At 65.9% G+C, this 26,926-nt stretch carries 24 protein-coding genes, 1 tRNA gene and 1 pseudogene; 20 read left to right on the top strand and 6 right to left on the bottom strand.

Going from position 1 to position 26,926, the window contains the following annotated elements; all coding sequences use genetic code 11:
* Window positions 1–462: 462 nt before the first annotated feature.
* Together FHS94_RS16210 and FHS94_RS16215 are read right to left on the bottom strand one after the other, a co-directional pair.
* Complete coding sequence (locus tag FHS94_RS16210) at window positions 463–2,022, bottom strand: TROVE domain-containing protein (protein ID WP_184059801.1); 1,560 nt, start codon at window positions 2,020–2,022, stop codon at window positions 463–465.
* Window positions 2,023–2,039: 17 nt separating this feature from the next.
* Window positions 2,040–2,117, bottom strand: a tRNA-Pro gene (locus tag FHS94_RS16215).
* 245 nt (window positions 2,118–2,362) lie between these two features.
* On the opposite strand from FHS94_RS16215, the gene rtcR reads away from it, so the two are divergent.
* Window positions 2,363–3,946 carry an RNA repair transcriptional activator RtcR gene (gene rtcR / locus FHS94_RS16220; RefSeq protein ID WP_184059803.1) on the top strand — a complete coding sequence of 528 codons (1,584 nt, stop codon included), beginning with the start codon at window positions 2,363–2,365 and terminating at the stop codon, window positions 3,944–3,946.
* A gap of 147 nt (window positions 3,947–4,093) precedes the next feature.
* On the opposite strand, the gene FHS94_RS16225 is transcribed toward rtcR, so the two are convergent.
* On the bottom strand, window positions 4,094–5,449 hold the full coding sequence (locus FHS94_RS16225) for a sigma-54-dependent transcriptional regulator (RefSeq protein WP_184059805.1): 1,356 nt from the start codon (window positions 5,447–5,449) through the stop codon (window positions 4,094–4,096).
* Entirely contained in the window at window positions 5,446–7,206 is a 1,761-nt protein-coding gene (locus tag FHS94_RS16230) for a sensor histidine kinase (protein WP_184059919.1), read from the bottom strand. Before FHS94_RS16230 ends, FHS94_RS16225 begins: the two co-directional genes overlap by 4 nt.
* A gap of 165 nt (window positions 7,207–7,371) precedes the next feature.
* On the opposite strand from FHS94_RS16230, the gene FHS94_RS16235 reads away from it, so the two are divergent.
* From FHS94_RS16235 to FHS94_RS16275, 10 genes and pseudogenes are all read left to right on the top strand, one after another.
* Window positions 7,372–7,692 carry a hypothetical protein gene (locus tag FHS94_RS16235; protein WP_184059807.1) on the top strand — a complete coding sequence of 107 codons (321 nt, stop codon included), beginning with the start codon at window positions 7,372–7,374 and terminating at the stop codon, window positions 7,690–7,692.
* Window positions 7,693–7,697: 5 nt separating this feature from the next.
* Entirely contained in the window at window positions 7,698–8,267 is a 570-nt protein-coding gene (locus FHS94_RS16240) for a DUF4166 domain-containing protein (RefSeq protein ID WP_184059809.1), read from the top strand.
* A complete protein-coding gene (locus FHS94_RS16245; protein WP_184059811.1) occupies window positions 8,264–9,076 on the top strand; it encodes a hypothetical protein in 813 nt (270 codons plus the stop codon). The genes FHS94_RS16240 and FHS94_RS16245 overlap by 4 nt, the downstream gene beginning before the upstream one ends.
* The gene (locus FHS94_RS16250; RefSeq protein ID WP_184059813.1) at window positions 9,073–9,477 is read left to right on the top strand and encodes a thiol-disulfide oxidoreductase DCC family protein; all 405 of its coding nucleotides are present in this window, start codon (window positions 9,073–9,075) and stop codon (window positions 9,475–9,477) included. Before FHS94_RS16245 ends, FHS94_RS16250 begins: the two co-directional genes overlap by 4 nt.
* A gap of 135 nt (window positions 9,478–9,612) precedes the next feature.
* Complete coding sequence (locus FHS94_RS16255; protein ID WP_184059815.1) at window positions 9,613–10,521, top strand: LysR substrate-binding domain-containing protein; 909 nt, start codon at window positions 9,613–9,615, stop codon at window positions 10,519–10,521.
* A gap of 119 nt (window positions 10,522–10,640) precedes the next feature.
* On the top strand, window positions 10,641–11,840 hold the full coding sequence (locus FHS94_RS16260) for an MFS transporter (RefSeq protein WP_343055325.1): 1,200 nt from the start codon (window positions 10,641–10,643) through the stop codon (window positions 11,838–11,840).
* Window positions 11,841–11,922: 82 nt separating this feature from the next.
* On the top strand, window positions 11,923–12,201 hold the full coding sequence (locus FHS94_RS16265; protein ID WP_343055331.1) for a carboxymuconolactone decarboxylase family protein: 279 nt from the start codon (window positions 11,923–11,925) through the stop codon (window positions 12,199–12,201).
* Window positions 12,202–12,260: 59 nt separating this feature from the next.
* Window positions 12,261–12,482 (top strand): hypothetical protein, encoded by a 222-nt coding sequence (locus FHS94_RS19810; RefSeq protein ID WP_343055326.1) that lies wholly within the window; start codon window positions 12,261–12,263, stop codon window positions 12,480–12,482.
* Window positions 12,415–12,669 (top strand): annotated as a pseudogene (locus tag FHS94_RS19945) (cupin domain-containing protein); the annotation flags it as partial. The gene FHS94_RS19810 and the pseudogene FHS94_RS19945, both read left to right, overlap by 68 nt.
* Before the next feature lie 117 nt (window positions 12,670–12,786).
* Window positions 12,787–13,104 (top strand): putative quinol monooxygenase, encoded by a 318-nt coding sequence (locus tag FHS94_RS16275; RefSeq protein ID WP_184059816.1) that lies wholly within the window; start codon window positions 12,787–12,789, stop codon window positions 13,102–13,104.
* A 131-nt stretch (window positions 13,105–13,235) separates the two neighbouring features.
* Here FHS94_RS16275 and FHS94_RS16280 read toward each other — a convergent pair whose 3' ends face one another.
* Complete coding sequence (locus FHS94_RS16280; protein ID WP_184059818.1) at window positions 13,236–14,288, bottom strand: NAD(P)H-dependent flavin oxidoreductase; 1,053 nt, start codon at window positions 14,286–14,288, stop codon at window positions 13,236–13,238.
* A 524-nt stretch (window positions 14,289–14,812) separates the two neighbouring features.
* On the opposite strand from FHS94_RS16280, the gene FHS94_RS16285 reads away from it, so the two are divergent.
* Complete coding sequence (locus FHS94_RS16285) at window positions 14,813–16,183, top strand: hypothetical protein (protein ID WP_184059820.1); 1,371 nt, start codon at window positions 14,813–14,815, stop codon at window positions 16,181–16,183.
* 605 nt (window positions 16,184–16,788) lie between these two features.
* Window positions 16,789–17,985: a threonine ammonia-lyase gene (locus FHS94_RS16290; RefSeq protein WP_184059923.1), complete on the top strand. Its 1,197-nt coding sequence runs from the start codon at window positions 16,789–16,791 to the stop codon at window positions 17,983–17,985.
* Between the two features lie 436 nt (window positions 17,986–18,421).
* On the opposite strand, the gene FHS94_RS19480 is transcribed toward FHS94_RS16290, so the two are convergent.
* On the bottom strand, window positions 18,422–18,742 hold the full coding sequence (locus FHS94_RS19480) for a hypothetical protein (RefSeq protein ID WP_246348675.1): 321 nt from the start codon (window positions 18,740–18,742) through the stop codon (window positions 18,422–18,424).
* 159 nt (window positions 18,743–18,901) lie between these two features.
* On the opposite strand from FHS94_RS19480, the gene FHS94_RS16295 reads away from it, so the two are divergent.
* The 7 genes from FHS94_RS16295 to FHS94_RS16325 all read left to right on the top strand — a co-directional run bounded on the left by FHS94_RS16295 (window position 18,902) and on the right by FHS94_RS16325 (window position 26,906).
* The gene (locus FHS94_RS16295; RefSeq protein WP_246348677.1) at window positions 18,902–19,507 is read left to right on the top strand and encodes a PAS domain-containing protein; all 606 of its coding nucleotides are present in this window, start codon (window positions 18,902–18,904) and stop codon (window positions 19,505–19,507) included.
* Between the two features lie 116 nt (window positions 19,508–19,623).
* Window positions 19,624–21,543, top strand: coding sequence for a hybrid sensor histidine kinase/response regulator (locus FHS94_RS16300; protein WP_246348678.1), 1,920 nt, complete (start codon window positions 19,624–19,626; stop codon window positions 21,541–21,543).
* 279 nt (window positions 21,544–21,822) lie between these two features.
* Window positions 21,823–22,569, top strand: a complete 747-nt coding sequence (locus tag FHS94_RS16305) for a Crp/Fnr family transcriptional regulator (protein WP_184059824.1) — start codon at window positions 21,823–21,825, stop codon at window positions 22,567–22,569.
* A gap of 258 nt (window positions 22,570–22,827) precedes the next feature.
* A complete protein-coding gene (locus tag FHS94_RS16310) occupies window positions 22,828–23,739 on the top strand; it encodes a vWA domain-containing protein (RefSeq protein ID WP_184059826.1) in 912 nt (303 codons plus the stop codon).
* 28 nt (window positions 23,740–23,767) lie between these two features.
* Window positions 23,768–25,132 (top strand): protein kinase domain-containing protein, encoded by a 1,365-nt coding sequence (locus tag FHS94_RS16315; RefSeq protein ID WP_184059828.1) that lies wholly within the window; start codon window positions 23,768–23,770, stop codon window positions 25,130–25,132.
* Window positions 25,129–26,367, top strand: a complete 1,239-nt coding sequence (locus FHS94_RS16320; protein ID WP_184059830.1) for a metallophosphoesterase — start codon at window positions 25,129–25,131, stop codon at window positions 26,365–26,367. Before FHS94_RS16315 ends, FHS94_RS16320 begins: the two co-directional genes overlap by 4 nt.
* Window positions 26,364–26,906, top strand: coding sequence for a hypothetical protein (locus tag FHS94_RS16325; protein ID WP_184059832.1), 543 nt, complete (start codon window positions 26,364–26,366; stop codon window positions 26,904–26,906). The genes FHS94_RS16320 and FHS94_RS16325 overlap by 4 nt, the downstream gene beginning before the upstream one ends.
* Window positions 26,907–26,926: the final 20 nt, after the last annotated feature.

The following is a 26,926-nucleotide window of genomic DNA, read 5'->3' on the forward strand; positions in this document are numbered from 1 at the left end:
GCGGGATCGAACCGCCGACCTCCCGTGGCAAGCACGGGTGCTCTCCCATGTAGTCCCGCCAGCATTCGCCGGCGTTGACTTAGGTCTGGCGACGAGAGTGGCGAGACTTCCGGGTTGCCCCGGGGCGGAGTCGAACCGCCTATACCGATGTAGTCCCGCCGGCATTCGCCAGCTTGTTTGATTACGGCGACGAGGTGATGGAGGACGGTTTGTGCTCTACCCAGCTGAGCTACCCGCTTGCGCGGGGCGGGACTCGAACCCGCGACACCATGTAGTCCTGCCGGCATTCGCCGTGTGTGTTGGTAGGCCGTGGCGACGAGGGGTGGCGAGAGTGTCCTTTGAGCTACGGTGTCTGCCGGGGGTCTCGAACCCCATCTTCCGGTTTCCCGGCTGCTCTACTCTGGACGTGCGGGTTTCCCCTGGTGACATGTACTCCCCCCGGCATTCGCCACGGCCTGTTCTTCAAACCTCCGTTTCGTTGACCAGCTCGACCCAGTCGCGCGTCTGCCCTTCGGCGAAGCGCGCTACCGTCTCAAACACGGCGTCGGAGAAGCCCCCGACGTTGAGGATGTCCGCTCGACCCGCCGCCTGGGTCGTCCCGTGCGGCTGGATGTCGACGCAGACGAGCTTGGCATTCGGGTTACGACGCTTCAGCCGCTCCCATTCCTGGATCGTTGCCGTCGCGCCGGAGCGCCGGGCGTCGACCCAGGACTCGTTGTCCGACACGATCACCACCAGGTCCACCGCCGCCCGCTCCTTGTTGAGGACGCCAAGCGCCGCCGACACGTTGGTCCCGCCCCCACCGATTGCCGCCAGCTTCGCCGCGTTGACGGCAAGGCGGGCGTTGGGATCGAGCGCCACCTTCACGACCCCGACCTCGAACGGCAGCACGCGGGCGTGCCGGTTGGTCCGCAACATCGCCGCCGCGACCAAGGCCGCCACGTCGATGCACCGCACCGTCGAGCTCGCACCCTTGCGGTAGCCGGTCGCCGGCGAGCTCATCGAGCCCGAAACGTCCGGGCAGACGACCACATTGCCCGCGACCTCAGGCACCTTGGCGAGCGAGGCCTCGAGCGCCGTCTCCAGCGCCGCCTGCACGGCGAGCGGCACGTCCTCGCCGACCGACCGCAACGCGACCAGCAGCTGATAGGGCAGCACCCGCGCCTTGGTCAGCGCCACGGGGTCAGCAAGCCGCCCCGCAACCGTCTCGGTCACCCCCGCCACGCCGAACGCGCCGTTACGCGCCAGCGTGTTGAGGTTGATCCTGAGCGCCTGCCAGCCCATCCGCCCCGCCAGCTCGCCCCACTGCTCCGCGGTTAGCGGACGCGCGGTGAGCCATTCGAACGGCACAGGCGGCAGCGGTCCTGACGGCTCAAGCTTCCACGCCTCGAACGCGGCGATCTCGGCCGGCAGCGCGGCAAGGTCATACGGCTTGCCGATCAGCCAGCCGTAGAAGGCCCGTCGAGCGGCGTCCGAAGGCTTCGGGTGCACCATCCGCACGATGTCGGCGAGGCTCGGGGACGTGCCCGTCGCCGCGGCCAACAGGTCGCGAATGGACGCGCGCTCCAGCCACTGCGTCACCAACCGCTTCGGCCGCGAGCCGAGCGACGTCCGCCCGACCTGGCCCGAGCGCAGGATCTGCACATAGCTGCGCAGCATCCGCCCGGTGTCGACCACCCGCCCGAACACGCGGACCGCGAGGTCGGGCTCTGCAACGGTGAGATACGCCGCGAGCAGCGCCGGCATGTCCTTCATCGCGCCTACCTGGCGGGCGTAGACGGCAGCCTTGGCGACGAATGCCGGATCGCACCCGCGTGCCGCCTCCAGCGCCTCGGCGAGGTGCTGTTCCGCGGTCGCGTAGAAGCTGTCGGCGAGTGTGCCCGTCGCGGCCAACTGCGCCAGCTTCGCCTCCGGCCCATAGACATAGGCCGGCGCCGCCTCGCGGTTCACCGCATCGGGCACCAACGCGCTTTGGGGCAGCAGCTTCGCCACTGCGCTCGCGAACAATCCCTTGTTGGCCATCGTCCAACCCTCCAATCTGGTCAGGGCGGCAGGATTTGAACCTGCGACCTTCCGCTCCCAAGGCGGACGCTCTACGCAGCCTGAGCTACGCCCTGTTCGCTTCGGGGCGGCCGGCCCATTCCGACCGCCCCTGCCGCGTATCCGCCGAACCGCTTCCGATCCGACGTGAGGAGTTTTGCAGGGGGCGTGCCAACTGGCAGGCACCAGGATCAGAAATCTTCTAAGCATCTGCGATAGCGAGCATTCTCCTGATGTGACTAGGGCCGCTCGCCCGGTAGGTTGCAGTCCGAGGCCGCAAAACACTATCGACCCGTATCTCTTCTTATCCTAGCGTATCAGCATGAAACCGCTCGTCGTCCTTGGCTTTCTCGGCTCCACCCTGGACGCCAGCAAGTTCGGCCCGTCGCGCTGGAACAAGTGGCGGCCGTCGGTCGGACTGACGATGCACGAGGACCTGCGCGTCGACCGCTTCGTCCTGCTTCACGGCGTGCAGCACACCCGCCTCGCCACCTACATCGCCGAGGATATCGCTGCCGTCTCGCCCGAGACGCGGGTCGAGCCGCACGTGATCGACTTCGCCGACCCCTGGGATTTCGAGGAGGTCTACGGCAAGCTCCTCGACTTCGCCCGCGCCTATCCGTTCGATCCGGAGGCGGAGGACTATCTCGTCCACATCACCACGGGCACCCATGTCGCGCAGATCTGCCTGTTCCTGTTGACCGAGGCGCATTACCTGCCCGGCCGCCTGCTCCAGACGCAGCCGCGGCGTGGCACGACCGAGGCGGCGGGCACCTGGACCGCGATCGACCTCGACCTGTCGCGCTATGACAGCATCGCCACCCGCTTCGCTGCGGCGACCGCCGAGAGCACGAGCTTCCTCAAGTCCGGCATCGACACACGCAACGCCGCCTTCAACCGCATGATCGACGAGATCGAGCAGGTGGCGATCCGCTCCAAGGCGCCGCTGCTGCTGATGGGCCCGACCGGCGCGGGCAAGAGCCAGCTCGCGCGCCGCATCTATGAACTGAAGCGCGCGCGCCGCCAGGTGAAGGGGCCGCTGGTCGAGGTGAATTGCGCCACGCTGAAGGGCGACGGCGCGATGTCGGCGCTGTTCGGGCACAGGAAGGGCGCCTTCACCGGCGCGGTCGCCGACCGGCCGGGGCTGCTCCGCTCGGCCGATACCGGCATGCTGTTCCTCGACGAGATCGGCGAGCTCGGGCTCGACGAGCAGGCGATGATCCTGCGCGCCATCGAGGACAAGCGCTTCCTGCCCGTGGGCTCGGACAAGGAGGTGGAGAGCGACTTCCAGCTGATCGCCGGCACCAATCGCGACCTCGCCGCCTGCGTGGCGCAGGGCAGCTTCCGCGACGATCTCTACGCCCGCCTCAACCTGTGGACCTTCGCGCTCCCCGGCCTAGCCGACCGGCGCGAGGACATTGCCCCGAACCTCGACTACGAACTCGACCGCCACGCCGAGCGCGAGGGCGACCGGGTGACGTTCAACAAGGAAGCGCGCGAACGCTACCTTGCCTATGCCACCGGCCCGGAAGCGCGCTGGCCCGGCAACTTCCGCGACCTCGCCGCCAGCGTCACCCGCATGGCGACGTTCAGCCCCAAGGGCCGTATCGACCTCGCTTGCGTGGAGTCGGAGATCGCACGGCTGAAGCGTCTCTGGTCCGGCAACCAGGTCGAGACCGACCAGCTCGCGGACTTGCTGCCAGACGCGGCCCTCGCCACACTCGACCCGTTCGACCGCGTCCAGCTCGCGCACGTCGTCGCCACTTGCCGAGCGAGCCGCTCGTTATCGGAGGCAGGCCGTGTGCTGTTCATCGCCTCACGAGCACAGAAGACTTCGTCGAACGACGCGGACCGGCTGCGAAAGTACCTCGCCCGCTTTGACCTAAGCTGGGCACAGCTGACCTGACTGGATGACGCGTTCATAGATTAGACCCACAAGCGGACGCTCAGCTCAACGCTAGAGCCGCCCTAAAGCAGACGCTCGGTCACTGAGCTGAGTCCGCGGCTGTACATCGGCTGTCTCTCCATATTCCCGATGCTACGACGCGCCCCGTCAACGTAGCCCCATGCGGTCGAGCTTCTTCAACAGCCCCACCCGCGACAGCCCCAACTCACGGGCAGTATGGGTGTGGTTATGTCCTGTGCGCGCCAACGCCTCCTCAATCCGGACGCGCTCGAGCGCCGCGACTTCCGCCTCCAAGCTCTGACGCCCGGCTGGGCCGGCTGGCACGCCGGGCAGTGGCGTTTCGCCCGCGGCGAAGGCCAGATCGGCCGCATCCACCGCAAGGCCGGTCGGACTGCCCGACGCGAGCGCCGCGGCGCACTCCACGACTGACCGGAGCTCGCGGACATTGCCGGGCCACCGCCGCGCCGCCAGCCAGCGCGAGGCCTCGGGCGTGAACCGGGCGGCGGCTCCGCTGGCGCGGCGGAGAAACAGATGTGCGAGCAGCGCCACGTCGCCCGGCCGCTCGTCCAGCGCGGGCGTGCGCAGCTCCACGCCCTTCAGCCGGTAGTAGAGGTCCTCGCGAAAACTTCCCTCGGCGACCATGGCGCGCAGGTCGCGATGGGTGGCGGCGACCACGCGCACCTCCGCGACTCGGGGCTCGCGCGCGCCGACCGGCTGATATGTCCCATCGTTGAGGAAGCGGAGGAGCTTCACCTGCATCGCGGGCGGCATCTCGCCGACTTCATCGAGGAACAGCGTACCGCCCGCCGTCGCCTCAACCAGCCCCGGCCGGTCGGCCACCGCGCCGGTGAAGCTGCCCTTTAAATGCCCGAACAGCTCACTCTCGAGCAGTTCCGCTGGCAGCGCGCCGCAGTGGATCGTGACGAGCGGCCGCTCCGCGCGCGGAGAGGCATGATGGAGCGCCCGTGCGACCAGCTCCTTGCCCGTCCCGCTTGGCCCCAGCACCAGCACCGGCAGGCGGGTCGGTGCGACTCGGCGGATCAGGTCACGCAAGGCCGCCATCGCCGGGCTCGTGCCCGCCAGCCCCATATCCTCCGCCGCCCCCCCTTGAGCCCTGAGCTCGGACAGCTCGCGCTGAAGCCGGGCGCGCTCGGTCGCGCGCTGGACGACGATGCGCAGCATGTCGGGATCCACCGGCTTGGCCAGGAAATCCCACGCCCCGGCGTCCACGGCCTTCAAAGCCAGGGCGTGGTCGGCATGGCCGGTCATCACCACCACCGGCGCGGGCGCGAAGTCGGCGATGAGCTCCAACCCTTTTTCGGGATCATGGTGCGGCGGCATGGCGAGGTCGAGCAGCACGAGGTCGGCGGGTGCCTCGCGGTGGAGCCGCCGGGCCGCTTCGCCGTCGCCCGCCACGCGCACGGAATGGCCCAGGTCGCGCAGCCACGCGCCCGTTAGCCGCTGAAAGGCGGGCTCGTCGTCCGCCAGCAACACGCCGCTCATCGCGCTTCTCCGAAGGTGAGTCGAAAGCAGGTCGACCAGCCCGGCCGCCGCGCCAGAGTGACCCCGCCGCCATGCGCCTCCATGATGCGCCGGACGATGGCCAGCCCCAGCCCGGTCCCGCCCGGACGACGTGAGACGAACGGGCGGAACAGGCTGTCGACGATTTCCGGCGGAACGCCCGGCCCGTCGTCGCATATGTCGAGCGTCGCGGGCGGTCCCGCCTCGGCGAAGATCGCGACCCTTCCGCCCGCGGCCCGGGCGTTGTCGATTAGATTGGCGACCACGCGCGCGAGCGCGCGCCGGTCGCCCGGGACGACCAGGTCGGGCGGAACATGGTCCTCCACGCCCGCCTGGACGGCCAGCTCGGCGAGGCGCAGCGGGGCGGGCGCGACCTTCCAGGCGCGGGCGTAGTCAAGGATGTCGGTGACGAGCCGGTCCATCCGCTCGACCTGCTCGCCGATTTCGCGGCGGGTGTCGGCGGGGGCGGCGACGGCCGCCATCTTCACGATGCCGAGCGGGTTGCGCAGGTCGTGCGCGACGGTGGCGGCGAGCTCCCCCAACTCGGCCAGCCGCGCCTGTTGCTGGCGGTCGCGCTCCGCCTCGACGAGCCGGGCCGCCGCGGCGATGCGGCGCGCGGCTTCCGCCGCCACGCCTGCGAACCGTTCGGCGACGTGGCGGGTGGCGGGCGGCGCCTCGTCCCAGCCCTCCAGGCGCGCGGTCTCGCCGTCGACGCGGATCGAGGGCGCGCCCTCCTCCGTTCCCAGCCCCAGCCGCCGCGCGAGCAGCGCCTGGGCGCGCGCCTCCAGCGCGGGCGCGTCGCCGGGTTCGGCCAGTGCCGTCCGCCATGCTTCTAGGTCCGCCTCGCTTACACGGCCTCCCGGGAAGACGATGCGGTCGGCGAGCCGCTTGAGTGGCACGAGCAGCGCGACGCCGAGCGCGAGCGCCGCCGTGGTCGCGGCCCAGGCGCCCATCACGCTTGCGGGCCGCCCGATCAGCGCCACGGGCAGGCTCGCCACCCCCGCGCTGACCAGCCCCGCCAACAGGACCAGCATGACCCACGCCAGCGCGCGCCTCGCCCAGAGGTTCACCGCCATAAAACGGTGGCGGAGAATACCGTAGACCAAAGCGACCGAGTAGAGCGGCAGCGCCAGCACCGGCCAGGGATAGGCGTCGACGGCGAGCGCGGGAAAGGCGAAGCCGCTGATCGCGAAAAGGCCGATCCCGCTCGACAGGAACACCGCGCCCGCCTGCCGCCCCCGCGCGCCGCTCTCCGTCCACCAAACCTGCGCTAGCCGGAGATGCCCCGCGACCGACAGCGCCGCAGCGACGCTTAGCACGCCCCATCCGACCGGCGACGGCGTGAACATGCCCGGAAAGCCGCGCCAAGGTATGACCGCGCCGACACCGAGCGCCAGCCCCGCCGAGGTCGCCACCGCCGCCGCCGCGTAGCTCGCCATCGCGACCGGTCGCAGCATGCCGCACAGCGCATAGGCGAAAACAAGATGGATGAACGCCGCCGCCGGCAGGGGCGACAGCGCGATCAGCCGGGTGACGACCGGCGCGGCCGGCGGGCCCAGCGCTGCGGGCAGCGCCTGCGCCACGCTCCAGACTGCCACGCCCGCTAGAAACGCGGCGAGGAGCAGCGCGCCCGGCAGTTCGCGCGCGCGCAGCAGGACAAACAACGCGATCGCGAGGCTCGCCGCCGCCGTCAGCCCCAGCACCGCCAGATAGGCCGACACACCTGCCGCTATATCCATAGTTGACACCGCCAGCCCGCCCTCCTGTTCACGACGTTAGCACCCGATCCTTGCCGAACCATAGCGGAACCACAGTTTTCCGCGGCTCCCGGCCGGAACGGAGCAACTGGCATGCCATGTGCTGATGAATCGGCATGGGCCATCCCGGCCCGGAGGAACCGACCCATGCTGACGCCGCTCGCCGCGCTCGTGCTCACCTATGCGCTGACCCTCGGCATTGCCGCGCTCGCCGCCGCCATCCTCTGGCGGCCGCTCAGGATCCTGCTCGGCGAAATCTGCGGGACGGAGGAGCGCTCGCGCTTCTGGACGGTGTGGTCAACCGTCATGACGGTGCTCGCGCCCATGCTGATAGTGTCGATCGGCGGGATGGTGACGGACGCCGCGCTGCTCGTCCGCGGCACGGTGTCCGCCGCGCTCACCGGCGTCCTGCTCGCCCTCATCGGCATGGGCTATGCGGTGTGGAGCCGCAGCCCGCGTCAGGCGTGACCGCGATGCGTTCGCTTGCGATCGATCGGGCCGCGACCGAGGTCGGGCCCTTGCCGCGGCTCCTCGGACCCGCCTTCGCCTTCCTGGCCCCCGCCGTCGTCCGGGCGCATGGCGGCGCCGCCCCGGCCTGGACCGGCCACGCCGACGTGCGTCGGAGCCGGAACCCCGTCGCCTGGCTGTTGTGCGAGCTGTTGCGCCTGCCCCGCTCGGGGCGCGACGTGCCGGTGTCGCTGCGGTTCGAGCCGCGAGGCGACGCCGAGCGTTGGACGCGCGACTTCGCCGGACGTCGCTACGCCAGCGACCTTTGGACGGAAGACGGGCTGCTCGTCGAGCGGATGGGCTGGGCGACGCTCCTGTTCCGCGTGGACGGGGTCGGCGGTGCGCTGCGTCAGACGCTGACGGCGGTGCGCCTCGCCGGCGTCACGTTTCCGGCCTGGGCCACCCCTCGCTGCATCGCGACCGAGCGCGAGGAGGACGGCGCCCTGGCCTTCGACATTCCCGTCGACTTGCCCTGGCTGGGGCGGGCGATCCGCTATTCGGGCCGACTGCGCCCCGTTTCGGAGAAGCTGGCATGAGCCCAGCCGACCAGGAGGAGGTGCGCGGTCTGCGCGCCCAGGCCGTCGCGCTAGCCGGTCGCGCCGGCGACCTTGCCCAGCGCGCGGCAGTTTATCATCATCTCTACCGCCACTCGGGCGGGAACCACGCCTTTCCGCTCCTTGCGGCGCATGGCGCGCTCTGGGGCGGCGGCCATTTCCGTCGCAACCTGGCGCGGGGCCGGATCGCTGCCCGCCTCCTCTCCGGTCCGCGCGCGGCCGAGCGCCGCATCGCCGAACTCGAGCGACTGGCCGATGCGTTCCGGGAGATCAACCGGCGCGTCTGCGTCGAGACCTGGTTCGTCTATCAGCTGACCGCCCGGCCCGCGCTCGCCGACGCCGCCGACGCGCTGGTCGCGCCCGAGCTGCTCGCGGCCATGGCCCGGTGCCACGCGGCGCGGCGCGGCGGCGTGCGCCTGTCCGCGGCCGAGCGGCGCGCGCTGTTCGAAACGTTCTTTCGCTGGGAGCAAGAGGCGATCGTCGGTCCCGCAGTCGAGGCGGCGTTCGCGGCGTGCGACTGGACGCTCGCCCGGAGCATCGCGCGCCGCCCGCGCATCGCCTTCGCGTATCTGCCCCGCCCGCTCGCCTTCGCCGATTTCGCGAGCACCGCCGAGCGGATCGCGAAGGGCTTGGCCGCCTTCGACGCTGGCGAGACGGTCGGCTGGACCGGGGTCGAGACCGCTCTCGCGAGCTACGGCGTGCATCTTCCCACTCTGCCAGCGATCCTCGACGCGCCGTCGCGGCCGAGCGGAGGCTCCTTTAACATTCCCCTGCTAGAAGCCGCAGCATGAGCGACGACCGCCCGATTATCCTGTTCGACGCTCTGTGCGTGCTCTGCTCCGCCAACGCACAGTTCGTGCTGCGCCACGACCGCCGTCGCCGCTTCCGCCTTGCTTCGATCCAGGGCGAGGCCGGCCGCGCGCTCGCGCTGCAGCACAACGTCGACCCCGATGATCCCGACACCATCATCATAGTTGAGCCAGGTTGCATCCAGCGCGACAGCGACGCGGTGCTCGCCATCTATGACGGCTTGGGCGGGCCGTGGCGTACCCTCGCCGCGGCCGCCCGGCTCGTCCCGCGTGCTCTCCGTGATTCAGTCTATCGCTGGGTCGCGCGGAACCGATACCGACTGTTCGGCCGGCGGAAAACCTGCTGGCTCCCGCGGCCGGAGGACCGCGACCGGCTCCTCTGACCCAGTTTCGGACGTTCACACCTCCTCGCTGGCCTCCCAACTTCGGTCATCTGTTCATCCAGGGAAGGCACTGATCCCAGAGTAATGCCGTGAGCGGTGATTGCCTTCTGCCCGCGAGCATCTCACACCCACGCAGTGCCACCCAGCCGATCCGATCTCGCCGACTTCACCTACTTCCTTGCGATTGCTCGGCATCGCAGCTTCAGCCGTGCGGGCTTGGAGCTGCGTGTTACCGCGTCGGGTCTGAGCCATGCGCTAAAGGGACTGGAAAGCCGGCTCGGGGTTCGCTTGCTCAACCGCACGAACCGCAGCGTCACGCTCACCGCAGCTGGCGAGGCTTTACGCGATGCCATGGAGCGACCTTTCACCGAGATCGAATTGGCGGTGGAAAGCCTCAACCGCTTCCGCGACACGCCGGCCGGTCGAATTCGCCTGAACGTCGTCGCCGATGCAGCAACGTTGCTGCTCGGGCCGGTGATGGCGACGTTCGCCGACCGCTATCCGGATGTCGAGGTCGACATTGTCGCGAGCAACCGCATTGTCGATGTGGTCGGTGCAGGGTTCGATGCGGGTATCCGGCATGGCGGTACGGTGCCGGAGGACATGATCGCGCAGCGGCTGTCCGCCGACCTGCGCTGGGTCGTCGCTGCTTCGCCGGCCTACCTCGAGCGGTTTGGCACCCCCGCCAGCCCAAGCGACCTTGCCCAGCATCGCTGTATCGGCGTGCGGCTTGGAGACGATCGCATTTACCGGTGGGAGTTTGAAGGGCCAGACGGGGAATTCGTCGTGCCGGTTACCAGTCGCATCACCGCCGACGATGGCCGCGCCATGCTGGCGATGGCGCTTGGCGGGACGGGGCTGGTCTATGGCGTTGAGCCGCTCTTCGCTCCCTATGTTGCATCGGGCGCGCTGTCGGTGGTGCTGGGGACATGGTCGACCACCGGTCCCGGATATGAGCTCTACTACCCCAGCCGGCGGCATGTGCCGACCGGGCTCCGGGCGATGATCGACCTGATCAGGGAGTTGCGGCCCCTCGGGCTCTGACCCGCCATGTTGAGCGCTGCTCACAGGTCCATGGAGAGCAGCGGGACTAATGCCGGGCGGCCGGGCGGCCTACCTTGAGAATACGATGCGCTGCCGCGCTAGGCTCGAGGAGATTTCCTGTGACGACAGCTGCCCTGGCGCACGCCCCCGACGATACCCATGCCGCGCCGCCGGCGGCCTGGGGCGCGATCTACGCCATGACGCTCTGCACCTTCGTGCTGGTAGCGTCCGAGTTCATGCCGGTCAGCCTGCTTAGCCCTATCGCGGACAGCCTTCACCTCTCGGCAGGCCAGGCGGGTCAGGCGATCGCGATCTCCGGCTTGTTCGCGATGGCGGCCAGTCTGTCGCTCGGTCGGCTGATCAACGGTGTCGACCGCCGGTTGGTGCTGCTCGGGCTGACCGCTCTGTTGATCGTGTCGTGCGCGCTGGTGCCCTACGCGTCGAGCTACGCCATGCTGATGCTCGGCCGGGCGGTCCTCGGAATCGCGATTGGCGGCTTCTGGTCGATGTCCGCTGCGATCGCGATGCGGCTGGTGCCCGCGGAGGCTGTGCCGAAGGCGCTCGCGATTCTCAACGGCGGCAACGCGCTTGCCACTGTGATCGGCGCGCCGCTCGGGAGCTTTCTTGGTGGCCTGATCGGCTGGCGCGGCGCCTTCTTCTGCGTCGTGCCGATGGCGATCGCGGCCACCATCTGGCAGGCTCTGGCGTTGCCGGCGCTGCCGACCGAGCGGCGTGCCAACGGCAGCGGCATGCTGGCTCTCCTGAGGCGCGGAACCGTCCTGCTCGGTCTGACCGCCTCGGCGTTGCTCTTCATGGGTCAGTTCGCGCTTTACACCTACCTTCGACCGTTCCTCGAGCAGGTGACACATGTCGGTCTGGGCACACTATCGTCGCTGCTGCTCGTCGTCGGCGTCGCCGGGTTCATCGGCACCACGCTGATCGGACGCCTGATCGGTCCCAGGCTCCACCTTTTGCTCGCGGCGATCCCGGCAATGATGGCGGCCGCCGCGATCGCCCTTGCGCTGTTCGGCACGTCGGTTCCCGTCGTCGCGGTCCTGCTTGCCGTATGGGGGCTGGTCGGCACGGCGGCACCGGTCGGCTGGTGGACCTGGGTGACGCGCGCAGCTCCCGATCACGCCGAAGCCGGTGGTGGCCTAATGGTCGCCGTGGTCCAGTTCGCCATCATGTCGGGCGCGACTGTCGGCGGGCTAGCGTATGACGCCGTCGGGCCGAGGATCGAGTTTCTCGGGAGTGCGGCAATCCTGACCGCGGCGGCGGCGGTGGCGCTTCTCTGCCGCACAGGCCGCGCCGGAGCCTGACCCAGGAGCCACCCTACTCGCACCAACGAAGGAGCAGCACATGGCTGACTAACCTACCAACGCGCGCAAGGCCTTCGGCGACATCGCGCCGAAGCTCGCCGAGATCACCGACCAGGTGCTGTTCGGCGACGTCTGGGCCGACAACGCGCTCTCTCCCCGCGACCGCAGCCTCGTGACGATCGCCACCTTGGTCGGGCTGTACCGTCACAACGAGCTCGGATTCCACCTCGGCGAGGGCCTGGAGAACGGCCTGACCCGGAATGAGATCGTCGCCGCGATTACCCACACCGCGTTCGATGCAAGTTGGCCGACCGCGATGGCCGCGGTCAACGTCGCGCGGGACGCGCTCAAGGACGCCTGACCGGGCGCCCGAGCCTGACACGCCCGACCGCGACACCAAGACAGACAAGGACAATTGGCATGGAACTCAAGCGCGCAGGATCGCAGCCCTCTCAGCCCGGCCCGGCCACCTACTTCACCAAGACGGTGCGCATTGACCCGCTGAACGCCGCCAGCACCGGCCCGGCACTCGTGCGCAGCGGTCACCTTCGAGCCCGGCGCGCGGTCGCATTGGCACACGCACCCGCTCGGCCAGACGCTGATCGTCACCGCCGGCTGTGGCTGGACCCAGTGCGAGGGTGAAGAGATCGTCGAGATCCGTGCCGGTGACGTGATCTGGTGCCCACCGGGTCACAAGCACTGGCACGGTGCCACCCCGGCAACAGCGATGACGCACATTGCCGTCCAGGAAGCGCTGGACGGCAAGAACGTCGAGTGGCTCGAACCGGTCACCGACGCGGAATACAGCAGCGTTCGGAACGGAGGCTAAGCCGTGCCACCCCGGCCGAAACCGCTGTCGAGGACTCCTGCCCGCCACCCCAGGGTCACAGCGGTGGCGCTGGGGTTAACGCTGATAGCGGCGGCCCCGCCGCAGAACGGGAAAGCGATGACGACCCCGACGCCAATCGTGCGGCTTGCCGAGCTTCAGATCGATCCGGCCCAGCTCGACGCCTATTTGGCGCTGCCGCGCAAGGAGGTCGAAGCCTCCGTGCGCCTCGAGCCCGGCGTTCTGACGCTCAACGCGGTCGCCCTGAAGGACGCACCCGATCACATCCGGCTGATGGAGATCTACGCCGATCAGGCCAGCTACGAGGCGCACCTGAGTTCACCTCACTTCATCAGCTACAAAACCGCAACTGCGACGATGGTGAGGTCGCTCGCCCTGCATGTGACCACACCGATTGCCCTCCGCTCAAAGCGGTGATCACCCGCTTCCGTACGTTATGCCGGGTTTCGGCTCTCCCCGGAAGCAGACGCCGTTTCCTCCCAGTTCTACCCCGACCTGAAGCTGTCGAGCGGTCCGGAAGGTTGCCCAGCAAAGGCTTCGATCGCCGCTTAAGCTGCCAGCGTCGCCTCACGAGCAAGCAGCGCGACGAGGTCCGCGGCCGCCATTGTGCGACTGAGTGGCGCGCCCTGTCCCGCCCACTGCGCCCCGAACCCGTTCTCGCCCGCGGCTTTGGCTGCAGCATTCAGCGCTTTGCCGGCGTCATACGCGATCGGGTAGTCGGGCACCTCGGCCGGCGCGCTCGCTTCCCATTCGGTGAACCGGTTCGCCAAGCACCGCGCCGGACGGCCCGAGATCGCACGGGTCATGGCCGTGTGGCTCGCGCCCGCGCCCGCAAGAGCTTCGCGATATGCCGTGTCCGCGCTGCTCTCCGGACAGGCGATGAATGCGGTGCCAAGCTGTGCCGCCACGGCGCCGAGCGCGAGCGCCGCCCGGATACCCGCCCCGTCCATGATGCCGCCCGCCGCGATGGCTGGCAACGCAGATTGCTCAACGACGAGGCGAACCAACGCCATCGTGCCGAGCTGATCATCGGGGGCGGCCGGATCGAACACGCCCCGATGGCCACCCGCTTCCCAGCCCTGCGCGATCACCATGTCGATGCCTGCCTTCTCGGCCGCGCGTGCCTCGGCCAGGCTCGTCGCTGTGGCTAGCAGGACGCAGCCGGCCTGTTTCAAGGCCTCGATCCGATCGAGAGCCGGCAAACCGAAGTGGAAACTGATCACCGGTGGGGCCGCCTGCACCAGCATGGCCAGCATCTCGTCGTCATCGGCGAAGCTCTTGTAAATCGTGCGGAGAGCTGCCGGCGGCTCTGCGTCGAACCGTTCGAACAGAGGACGCATCGCATCTAGCCATGCCTGCTCCCGTGCAGGGCTTGCCTGGGCGGTCGCATGGACGAATAAGTTCACGTTGTACGGGCGATCCGTGCGGGCGCGCGTTGCCTCGATCATCGTGAGCGCACCGGCCGCGTCCGTCGCGCCAATACCGATCGAGCCCAGGCCGCCCGCGTTCGACACGGCCGCCGCCAGCTCCGGCGTGGAGACGCCCGCCATCGGCGCCTGCACGATCGGGATGGTCACTCCGAGCTGTTCGAGCGGCGTCATAGCGCAGCCATGCTCCTGGTCACTTCCCGCCGCAATTGCCCGAGTACCAACGTCCGTCTTTCTGAGCCGCCACCTAATGCGAACGAAAGTGCGACGTCGCTGCGCAGCGGTCGCGGCGCGCTTGCGTCCCCTTCGGTCCGTGTCGGGCAGGCCACCAAGCCCTAGAACCCGCCGTTAGAGACCTCCTCAAGGTACCCCGAAACCGCCGCTCATTCACGTATGGGGCCTAAACCACCGATGCTTCCCTTTGGGCGCGGGTCATGACGCCGCTCGCTGGCTCGGCGATCCAGCCAGCCAGCGAGCAGCGTTGGCCGATCAGGTCTCTGTGAGCGCCGAATAGTCCATCGTGGTGAGATCGGTGAGCAGATCGGGGCCGGTCGGGTCCCACCCCAGCGCCCCCAGCAACAGCACCTTCCTGTTTTAGCCTTGCTGGCACGCTTCGCCGCCTGCAAACCACGAACCCCAGCCGCGCCTAAGCGGATTGAGCAATTTGCGGCCCGAGCGATGAGGCTGACGGAGGTAGAATGGCCGGACTGACGGACATGGAAGAGCTTATCGCGTCGGTGCCCGAAAAGGACATCGCGACATACCTCCGCGAGGCGTTCATTTGCTATGGCGCCGGTGCATATCGCGGCTGCATCGTGCTCGTCCATACGGCCCTGTTTGAGGGCTTGCGCATGAAGCTTCACGCGGTCTCGTCGTCCAACGCGGCGGCTAAGGCAGTGCTCAGCGTGATTGAGCCGGATGCGGCCGCGCAGAAGGTATTTGAGCAAAAGCTGATCGATCAGATGCGCACTAACGCTATTATCACTCAGCTCGAGTCCGACATTCTGGTCCAACTCAACAAGCAGCGGAACAAGGCCGCGCATCCATCGGGCCACCTCGTCACGGCGGAGGAGGCTCGCTATGTGTTCTCCGAGGCCGTCCAGAAGTTTCTCTCGCAGCCGATCCGTCAGACTTCGGTGTTGGTTGATGCGATCGTCGCTCGCCTGCCGGATCCGAACTTTTTTCCCAGCTCAATGATGCCTGACATCGCGCTGGTGGTGGACCAGGAAACGGAGAACCTTGACCAAGCGGCTATGCCAGAATTGCTCGCCAAGATAGCCGGCCTGCATGGAGGTACCGACCAGACCGCAAGTGCGAACGCGGTGAAGTTCGTTCTAGCACTCGCTGGTCGAAAACAACCGGCGACTAGGGCGACGATCGTGAAGAGGTTCGTCACGCCCAAATCGTCGAGCGATGCCAATGCGGAAGCGATCACAGCGCTGGTCACGACGGACCCGGAGATCCTCACTGCGCTCACGCCCGCCGACAAAATGCGTGTTTCGGCCCTGCTGTTGAAAAACGCGGAGGCGGTCGGGGAAACGGCGCTTTACCAAGAATTGCGCAACCCTGCGCACGCGCTCGCGTCCATGGTCGGCGTCCTCGGTGAGGCGGCAGTGTTGGCCGATCACAAGGCGTTTGCCGATTATGTGCTCGCCACCGCGCCGGCCGCCCCGGCGTTTGTCACGGCCCTAGCTACTTCCCCGACGTTGCTAGGCAGCCTGCAAGATCAGTATAAGGCTCGAGCAGGACACTCCGACTTCGGTACGGCAAATTCTTTCGCATCCGTCCTGCCGAGCTTGGACCACGCCTTGGCGTTGGTGTCCACAGACGTCGAGGCATTGCGAATGCTCGCCTCGGTCGTCAGGGCGGCGGGCTACGGTGCCTTTGGAGCACTCGACCTCGCCAACAAACGGTTCGATTCCCTTCCCAAGCTAAAGGCGAAAGCGTTCAACGCTTACGCCGGCGATCTCTCGGCAGTCGACCGCGCGCTGGCCGCTGCCTACTACAACTCGGGCGCCGCAACATTCCGGGCCAATTACCTCGACCCGGCTCCACCTGTAACAGTCTGAAGATCATAGGGCGCGCGACTGCGGTCGAGCGGCACCATCAAACGGCGGCGGGGTGTCGGACCACGTCATTGCCATGGGTCACGGCATGAGTTTCCTGTTCGCGCCCGGACTCCGTATTTGTCGGCCAGACCGCTACGCCGGTTTGAGGATCTCGACCCAGTCTTGGCCATTCAGCCGAGGTTCGTGCCTTCCCAAAACCTGCCGTTCGTTAATCTCACCTCAGCGTAGGTCGCGCCTTGGTTGCACCCATCTGGATTAGCTGCTCGCCGCCGCCGCGGCGGGACTGGTCTGCGCTGTTTCCCGATCACGTCTGCCGCTCCGCGCTCGAGCCGGGTAAGCTGGTGCGGAAGCTGCCGGCGTGGCGCGCCCAGGTTGGCATCGTCCAGTGCTGTTCACGACGCGGCGTGGACTGCCACCAGCCGTTCGCGCTCTGATCGACAACCTCGCGCAAGGCTTTGCGCCTGCGGTGCGCAGGAACCATGATCGATGAAGCTCCAGGAAGCGCGTCATGAGCGTTGCCGTGGCTTGTGAAAAAAATGCTGGTGAGCTCCCGCCTCCAGCGGGGTAACACACCGCCTTAAGTCGAAATTGAGGACGTGAGCGGTATGGTCGAGCATCGCAATGTCGTGGAAGCGGCCTCGCGTATCGCGGGAACGGTGGTGCGCACCCCCACGATCTATAGCGACGCAATCAGCCGGCATGTCGGCGCGGATATCTGGTTGAAGCTCGACACGCTGCAGGCGACAGGCGCCTTCAAGGAACGTGGCGCCTCCAACCGTCTTGCGATCCTGACCGCGGCGGAGCGGGCCCAGGGGGTCGTTGCGATGTCGGCGGGTAATCACGCCCAGGCAGTCGCGCGGCATGCATCGCTGCTCGGCATCCGCGCTCTGATCGTAATGCCTGCGTTCACCCCGGCGACCAAGGTGACCCGCACCGCACGCTGGGGTGCTGAGGTGGTGCTGCACGGCCAAAGCCTGACCGAGGCTGCGACGCATGCGCGGGAGTTGGCGGCCCGAGACAGTCTCGTCTTCGTTCACCCATATGACGATGAGGCGGTGATTGCAGGGCAGGGCACCCTCGCGCTCGAACTGATCGAGGACGCCCCCGGACTCGACACCCTAGCCGTGCCCGTCGGCGGCGGGGGCTTAGCCGCCGGGTGCGCTATCGCTGCGTCGGGCGCCGCCGCGCCAATCACCACGTTTGGGGTGGAGGTAGAGAGCTACTCCGCGATGGCGCAGGAGCTTACCGGCGCCCCCGTCAACGTGGGTGGTCCGACCATTGCGGAAGGGATTGCCGTGCGCGAGGTCGGTCGCTTGCCGCTCGACATCCTGCGCCGGCACGGGTGTGAGGTGCTCACGGTGTCCGAGCGCGCCATCGAGGATGCGGTCGCGTTGCTGGCGGAAGAGGCGAAGATCGTCGCCGAAGGCGCCGGTGCCGCCGGCGTGGCCGCATTGATCCAGCACCCGACGCGCTTTGCGGGTAAGCGAGTCGGGGTGCCGATCTGCGGCGCCAACATCGACAATCGCGCGCTTGCGAACATTCTGCAGCGCGTGATGCTGCGCGACGGTCGGCTGATGCGGCTGGTGTTCGACATACCCGATCGGCCGGGCATTCTGGGCGAGATCTCCAGCCGGATTGGGGCTGCGGGCGCCAACATCATCGAAGTGTCGCACCACCGCCTCTTTACCTCGCCGAGCGTTCAGGCAGCGCGTCTCGAGGTGATGTTCGAGGCGCGGGACTCCGCACACAGCGAGGCCGTGGTGCAGGCCTTGCAGCAGCATTACGCGGTTTCACGGCTCTAAAGTGACGTGGACGTAGCGCGATTTTGCGCATGTCGGACGGGATAGATGCCGTTCGCCGACCTCTCCCAGTTCGAGACCACCGGAGATCATCGTCCGACCCGCTCGACTGACAATCCTGCTGCTGATGCTGGCGAGCGGAGTGGCCGGTGCCGCAATTGGCTCGACCAAGCAACCGTATCTCGCCGAGATTTAGACGGCCATGGACTGGACGTTAGCAGGCATGATGACGCCGCCTACGCAATAGGTGCCGGTCGAATGAGCCGGGCCACAGCCGGCGTCGGCTTCAATCTGGGCGGGCCGCACAACGCAATCCTCATAACTGAGCGGCTGCCGAGGTTCAGCATCAGGTCGAGCGTACTTGAGCGAGCAACTTCGAGCGCACGTCAGGAGTTCGATTTCAGCTCGATCACGCCGGCCAGCCTCTGCGTCGGGTGCCTTAATTGCCTACGGCATCGACTGTGACCACCACCCGCTTCCCACGAGTAGAGGGCTCCCAGCCGGCCGACATCGCAGCACGCACGCAGCGAGCGATTGTAGCATCATCGAGCTGGAGACGACCGCGTGGCAAGCCCTTCAACAGCCGCTTGGGTGGCGGGAATTGCACCCATGCCTCACGCTGGGCGTCTCGCTGAAGAAGGGCAATCGTCATCCCCTTCGAACCCTCGTCATCTGATCGATGTGGTTCGCGCTGGAAGTGCCAGTCGTATCGGGCCCCATCGACATGGACGACACCAGCATTACTGTGGGACTTTGACATCCACTCGCTACTAGCATGCTAGCGCGGGCAAGGCACGTCCGTCCGACCTAGCACACCATTGATGATCGCAGCACCCTCAGCCGCTACCTCCCGCTTCCGGGTAGCTCCTTCGAAGGGCCGTGCTATTGTCCGGCCCGGACCATGGTGGATGGATGTAATTTGACGACGCGCGGCGACGAGGAACGAGAGCTTGTAAGGTCAATCAGGCTCTCGCCTATCGCTTCGGTCGTCACCGACGCCCAAGCCGAGGACAACCCGATCATTGCCGCAAATCAGCAATTCGAGCAGCTGACCGGGTACACGGAAGCGGAGCTCATTGGCGTGAATTGCAGGATTCTCGCCGGGCCGGAAACCGAACCTGCCCATTCCGCCGCGCTCAGTCGAGCTGTCGCATCAGCGACGCCGAAGGTCGTCGAACTGCTCAACTACCGAAAGGACGGAAGCAAGTTCGTCAACGCGATCATGATTGCTCCCATATTCGGCGAGGATGGGAGGGTTACCCATTTTGTCGGCAGTCAGATGGAGGTCGACGCTCAGCTTGCCGAGAGTTCGAGCGCCAATGCAATCGAGCGGGTGGCTCAGCTAACCGGTCAACAACGCAATGTTCTCCGGCTCATGGCCCGCGGATTGCGCAATCGCCAGATCGGGGAAGAAATGGGCCTCACGGAGAAGACAATCAAAATGCACCGGAGCGCTCTCGTGAGACGCTTGGGCGTCGCCAATGCGGCGGACGCGCTACGTCTGGCGATCGAGGCTGGATTCTAGGCCTAGAAGGCTGGCCTGCCGATAGTGCCGATAAGAATTTTGTTGCTGATCCCTAGAGGCGGAGTATGGACTTTGGTCTGTTGTGTTGAGCCGGGGGGCTAGCACGGGATTAGATTTTGAATTCACCGGACAATGGTCAGAAGCCCGCGGCCGAGACGTTCCAGCTCCTTGTTGATGCTGTCACCGATTACGCGATCTACATGTTGGACCCGCAGGGTCGCGTTACGACCTGGAATGCGGGAGCGCGCCGATTCAAGGGCTATGAGGCCGACGAGATCGTCGGGGAGCACTTCTCCAAATTCTTCCTACCGGAGGATCGCCTCGCCGGCCTCCCCGCCCACATTCTCAAGACAGCCGCTGAGCAGAAGCGCTTCGAGATGGAAGGCTGGCGGTTACGCAAAGACGGACACAAATTCCTCGCGCACGTGGTTGTTGACGCAATTTTCAATGATTGCGGATCGTTGCTTGGCTTCGCGAAGATCACGCGCGACATCACCGAGAAACGGCGCCTCGAACAAGCGACCTACGACAGCGCCCTGCAGCTTCGTTTGCTCGTCCAGGGAGTCCGCGACTACGCCATTTACATGCTCGACACGCTGGGCCGCATTACAAGCTGGAACTCTGGCGCACAGGCAATCAAGGGCTACAGCGAGAACGAAGTGCTGGGGCAGCATTTCTCGCTTTTCTACACCAAAGAAGATCGCGTCCGAGGCACCCCGGGGACCGCACTAGCGACTTCCCTGGAACGCGGAAAATTCGAAGCCGAGGCTCAGCGGGTGCGAAAGGATGGCTCGCTGTTCTGGGCCCATGTCGTCATCGATCCAATTTACAACGAAGCCGGTGACCATGTCGGCTTCGCGAAGATCACCCGTGACGTTAGCGACAAAAAGCAGGCGGAGCAGGACCTTCGCCATACGCAAGAAGCACTTCTACAGTCACAAAAGCTCCAGGCACTAGGCGAGCTTGCAGGCGGGATCGCGCACGACTTCAACAACCTGATGACCGTGATGCGCGGCTCGGCGGACTTCATGCTCCGGCAACCGGACCTGCCGCTCGAGAAGCGCAACCGCTATTTGAGCGTCATGCTGGAGACTGCTGAACGGGCTACCAGCCTGACGTCCCAGCTTCTCGCCTTCGCGCGACGCCAACCGCTCGAGCCTGAAGTCATCGATCTTAGCGTCCGATTGGATGCTTCGGGGGAGATGCTGCAGCGTACGCTGGGAAGCCTCTACGAACTTCAACTCGATCTCGCACCGGCGCTATGGCTCGTTGAGATTGACTCAGCCGGTCTCGAAGCAGCGTTGGTGAATGCGGTGCTCAACGCCCGGGACGCGATGCCGAGTGGCGGGAAGATCACGATATCGACCAGAAACGTGGTTAGAGCTGAGGGCGACGGAGTAACCCTGTCGATCCGTGACACAGGTGAAGGTATCCGGCCCGAGACGCTGAAACGGGTATTCGAACCCTTCTTCACGACCAAGCCGACGGGTAAGGGCACTGGGCTCGGCCTCTCGCAGATCCACGGGTATGCCGTACAGTCCGGCGGCACGGCGACGATTAACTCCGAGCTTGGCGTGGGCACCCTGGTCGAGCTTTGGCTTCCTCGGACCGCCAAGCAACGCAAGATTGACGCTGGCGCGGACGGGATGATCGAGATTCCTGAGGGCCTGAGGGTTCTTGTCGTCGAGGACAGCGAACATGTGCGCTACTTCGCTCGCCAGTTGCTGGATGACTTGGGCTGCAACGTGATCGAGGCACCAAGCGGGAACGATGCTCTCGAGCTGCTAAAGGCCCACCATGTTGATCTTGTCTTCTCGGATATCGTGATGCCCGGGATCAGCGGACTCGAACTTGCCGAACGGATTCGAGCGTTAGATCGCAGCCTTCCGGTTCTTCTCGCGAGTGGCTACAGTAGCAAACAGTTCATACCGAAAGACCAGCGAGAGTTTCCTATCCTCCGGAAGCCGTACAAGCTGGAAACGCTCGCAGCGGGCATCAACGATCTTCTGCAGGCCGATTCCGATAAGCTCAAATGATCACAGGTTCGTTCGGCAGCTACACTACGCCACACCTCAGAGCTTCTGTCCGCGCTGTAGCTGCGTGTCGGCTTTTGATGCCCGCTACAATGCTGAAGATCGGAGCCACCAGTAACTTGCCGCTCTTGATAGCCGCTGAGGCATGGGAGTGTTCCTGAGCTTAGGTTTTTCGCCAGTTTCCTCGTCAGCTCCCGAATTTCGGAGCTGGATTCAGGAGCAGGTGCGAACAGGTCCCGCAGAGCGGTCCACCAAACAGCGATTCCGATAAGGCCACCCAACATGGACGCCAGCAGTCTCCAGCAGGGCGGAAACGCACTTATTGCATTGATGAGTGACGCGACCCTGAGCCGTATGGCCCCGCATTCCCGGCGCGCGGTGCTGTCCAAGGGAGAAGTGATTAGCCGAGCCGACCAGCCGATGACGGCCGCACTGTTCATTGAGGAGGGGGTGGCCTCCATCATCAAGCCCCACGAGCGGCACGGAACGGCGATTGGCATCGCAGGCTCGGAGAGCTTTTGCGGCACTCCGCTCGTCTTGGGTGGCGAGCGTTGGCCCTACAGCACGGTTGTACAGTCGGATCGGATCACTGGAATCTTGATCAAGGCGCACCCGTTCCGGCGTCTCGTCGAGAGCGATCCTGACTTCCGCCATGTCCTGTTGCGTTCTGTCCAAGTGAAGATGGTGCACCTCGCCGAAGGGCTGATTAGCAATGCAAATCAGCGGTTCGTGCAGAGGCTGGCACGGTGGCTCCTCATGTATCGCGACCGGATTGCATCGGAGCAGCTCCCGGTCACGCACGAGTACATCGCCATCATGGTTGGCGTGCGCAGGACCGCAGTCACGGCAGCGCTGCACGAATTGGAGGGGGCCGGACTTATCAGGTCTACTCGTGGACTAGCGACCATCCTCGACGCCGACTCGCTTCGTGCGTTGGCAGCTGGCGGGTACGGGGTCACTGAAAGTGAGCACATGAGGCTATTCGAAGCCGGCATGAGAAGCGTCAGGGCTGATTCCGGATCTTCGTAGCCCTGCTCGACCCGCCTCAGCAGGGGATGGTTGCAGGTCATGCTCCCCGCGGCCCGTCGGAGCGTTGACCAGCACAGCCCGCATCCCAGATCACAGCGAAGAATGGCCAGCCGGTGGATAGCCCATTAGCGCGGTCACCCTCAGCTTCTAGGCTGCGTGGCTGGTGTGATCGGGACGCCCCGGAACCAACGTCCTGACCCCTCGTTCGCTTGGAAATGGATCCGATGTTCGGCGTCCAGGTCGATCGCGGAGCAGCAGATGAACGGCACGGAGCCTTCGAACCTTCAGGACACAGTGGAGACGCCCGGTGCAGAGTCCCCGGTTACACCCGCTCCGGAGGAGGTGGCTGCTGCTGACACAGTCGCGACCCCGTTGGAGGGCGCGCTCGAGCCGGAGGGCTCGCCCGGTGTCGCGGCTCTGGCACCTAGTTCGGCGGCGCCGCAAAGCCGTGCCAAGACGAAGGGTGTTGCGGACATCGTGTTCGTTGTCGACGTCAGCGGCAGCATGGCGCCGTGCATCGATGCGCTGCGGCAGAATATCGAGGCGTTTGTCGACTCGCTAAGCCGCGGCGACGCGAACAACGCGGCGCCTGTAAAAGACTGGCGGGCCAAGGTCGTCGGCTACCGAGATTTCGAAAGCGCCGAGAGCGAAGGGCTGCCTTGGATCATCGACAACAGCTTTGTTCGCGATACGGCCGAGCTCAAGGGGCAGCTAGCCGCGCTCGATGCCAACGGCGGTGGAGACGAGCCGGAGTCGCTACTCGACACCCTGTACAAAGTCGCGACGATGGAGGCGACGCCGAAGGGCTCGCAAACCGTCGAGGCAACCAAATGGCGTTACCGCAGCGATGCGGCGCGCGTAGTCGTCGTCTTCACCGATGCCTCGTTCAAGGAGACGATGAGCATCCCCGAGGCGAAAGGCGGATCACTGCAGGACGTCGCCAACGTGGTGATGGCGAACCGCATCATCCTCAGCGTCTTCGCACCCAATTTCGAGGGCTATGATCGCTTGAGCCAGATCGACAAGTCTGAATGGGAGGTCGTCGAGTTCGAAGGCCTGACTCCGCAAGAGGCTTTGCAGAAATTCACCGCAGACCCCGTCAACTTCAGGAACACGTTGAAGCAACTCGCTGCCAGCGTCTCTCGCTCTGCCGAAACGGTAGCGCTCTGATCAGCCGCAAGCACCCGTAGGGCAGATCATGGCTAAGAAGCTCAAGATCGGCGACGTCATCCGGGGGTACCGTATAACGAAAGTGTTCGGCCCCGGCATGATGGCGATCTCCTACGCTGCGCAGGCACCGACGGGCAGGAAAGTCTTTTTCAAGCAGTACAAGTCACCGGCACCGACCGTGGTCTGGTATCGTGACTTCGTGGCCTACCAGAAGGAGCTGTCGGCGCGCGTCGTTAGAGGCAAGGCCGACAACTTCGCCGTAGCGCAGGTCGACGCCTTTGAAGAGATCTGGGGCGGCCCCTGCTACTTTCAGGCATATACGTTCGTCGAGAACGGCGCCGACCTTCAGCAGGTGCTCGACAAGGAACGCGAGCAGCATCGGCTCACCGGAAGGACGCCCACCAGCGACCCTGCGGTCTGGGGCCGCCATGCGACCTGGGCTAAGGTACTCGTCGCGGCAATTGGTGCCTTGCACGACGTCAAGGTTGTTCATGCCGATCTCAAACCGGCCAACGCCTACCTGATCGAAGACCCGACCATCGCGGCCGAGTACCAGCTTAAATTGATCGATATGGACTTCTCCGTGTTGGCTGATCGGAGACCGCCCTGGCACGGCCACCAGGGCTATGTCGGCACAGACAATTTTCGCTCGCCCGAGCACCTGGTTAAAGGCGCAGTGCCTGGCCTGGCCTCCGACGTGTTCACCTGCGGGCTGATGCTTTACGAGTTGCTGGCGGGACGGCATCCTTACTGGTCGGAGGATCAGGCCGACTATGCCCGGCTGGTCCAGGGCTACAAGGCCGAGCCTCCGGCGTTGCTGGGCGAGATGCCATGGCCGGCGAGCAATGCGGACGTAAGTGCAGCACTCCACCGCTGCCTTTCGCCAGATCCCGCCGCCCGGCCGACCGCGGCTCAGTTGCGCGCTACCTTAAGCGGACGCGACAGGAAGCCTCCCGTCGCCATCGTGCCGCCGAAACCCACGGTTGCCGTGCCGCCCAGGACGACAGAGCCCACCCCCTCGAAGGTCCCTGCGAAACCAGCGACGGCGCGGCCAGCGCCTCCCGTTGCGCGCACGCCTCTAGCCTCGAATGCGATTGAGCTGGTTGCTCCCACCGGCAAGTCATTGCGGCTCGCGGTCAGGACCGAGCTCGGCAAGATGTTGATGCGGCAGTTTGGCGCGGATGCGGAGTTCTGGGACGAACGACAATGCGTTATAGAGCGGAACGCAAGCGGCCAGTGGATCGCGGTGCCGGTCGCCACTGCCCTGAACCAGACACTCGTCAACGGCCGTGCTCTCACCGTCTCACGATCACTGAGCCAGGGTGACCTGATCGCGGTCGGTAATGAGGCCAAAGGTGTTGCAAAGCTGCCGCTCGCCGTGCGGGCCGCATGAGTGACGAGCACATCGAAACCGGCGTGAGCTCCTCCAAGGAGGTGCCCGCCATTGCTGAACCGTCCGACGTCGGGCTTATTGAGCTCACGCCCAAGCCATCAACAGCCGACGTAGCTATGGACGACCCAGCCGTGGAACTCGCCAGTCCTCCGGTCACCATCCCGCCGGTCGTCGATGTTCATGCCCTCGACTGGGCGGCTGTCCACGACGCCGTAGCTCCAACGGCGATCCGAGCACGGATGCGGGCCACGGTCGAGGCGTTCGAGGCGCTGCTCGACCGCGCGGAGGGGCCGGGCTTGTTGTTTGACGGCCACCGGGCGGAAGCTGGGGACCGTGCAATCCGGGTAGCCGCGATTGATCCGGCAACGCCGTTGTGGATCGTGGGCGATCTCCACGGTGATCTTCTCGCGCTCGAAGCTGCGCTGGCTGTCATCCGGACGGAGCAGGCGGACGCAGGATCGAACATCATCTTTCTCGGTGATCTATTCGACGACGGAGGGTTTGGGCTGGAGGTGCTGCTCCGGATCTTCGAGCTCATTCTCGCCGCGCCCAATTGCGTCTGCATAATTGTAGGCAATCACGACGAGGCCTTGAGCTACGACGGCAATCGCTTCGCGTCGGGCGTGTCGCCGAGTGACTTCGCCGATTTCCTCAATGCCAACCTCGCGCATGAATGGATCGAACGCGCGGGAAAGCTAGCCGTGCGGCTGTTCGCGCAAGCGCCACACGCCCTTTTCATGCCTGACGGTCTGCTCGTTGCCCATGCCGGATTTCCGCTGAGCGACCTGCACGCCCGACTGGAGGAGACCGGCGACTGGAACGATCCAGCGTGCCTGTCGGATTTCACTTGGACGCGTGCGCACCCGACCGCGCGGCGGAAGATGCCCAATCGCTTCACGCGAGGCAGCCAGTTCGGTTACGAGGATTTCGCGGCCTTCTGCGAACTCTCGGGCCGGCTTGGCCGACCAGTGACGCACATGGTGCGCGGGCACGACCATGTCGAAGAGCGATATGCCACCTATCCCGCCTACGATGCCCATCCCATCCTGACGACCGTGGCGCTATCGCGCCGCCTGCCCCGTGAGACGTTCGGGCCGCGAGAACGTGTTCCGACCATTGCGCGCTTCGTGGCAGGCGGATTGCCGCAAGTTCATCGGCTGCATATCCCCGCCGACATCGTCGACGCTGTCTTTCCCGAGCCGGGCAATGCGGCGGGTGAGGATGTTTCGCCATGAGCGACGTCGTTTTTCGCTGCTCGAACTGCGGGACCGTGCAGGCAAGCACTGGCGAGTGCGAGGCGTGCCACGAAGCACAAGTCCGATATTTCTGCACGAACCACGCGCCAGGGAAGTGGCTCGACGGGCCCTCCTGCCCTGATTGTGGCGCCCGCTTCGGCGAGGACGCACCTGCTTCGTCTATGCGCCGCTCGCACCCGGATCGCCCTGGCATTCAACCCACCTCGCGGCACGTACGTCCGGCGCCCGAGCCGGTCGACGAGACGGCTCCTTGGGAGACGACGACGTCACGGCTGCCGCGTGACGGCAGCCCTGAGCGGTTGCGCATTCCCTCCGCAGGCACCCTACTCGAAGCGTTTGCCTATGCGGCCCGAGCCCGCAGAATCCGCAAGGCTGAAGCCGATGAAACCCTCGATCTCCCAGTTCGTGCATCCGGGAGTGGCTGCCTTGGTCGCCTTTTTCTTCTGGCCTTTCTGCTTGCGACGGTCTTCCTGCTGGCACCGCTTCTTCTGGGAGGTGCGTTACTTCGCTTGCTCTGACGAGTGACATAGCGACCCTC

Origin of the sequence: Sphingomonas aerophila (assembly GCF_014199305.1) — a bacterium.
Taxonomy (GTDB): domain Bacteria; phylum Pseudomonadota; class Alphaproteobacteria; order Sphingomonadales; family Sphingomonadaceae; genus Sphingomonas; species Sphingomonas aerophila.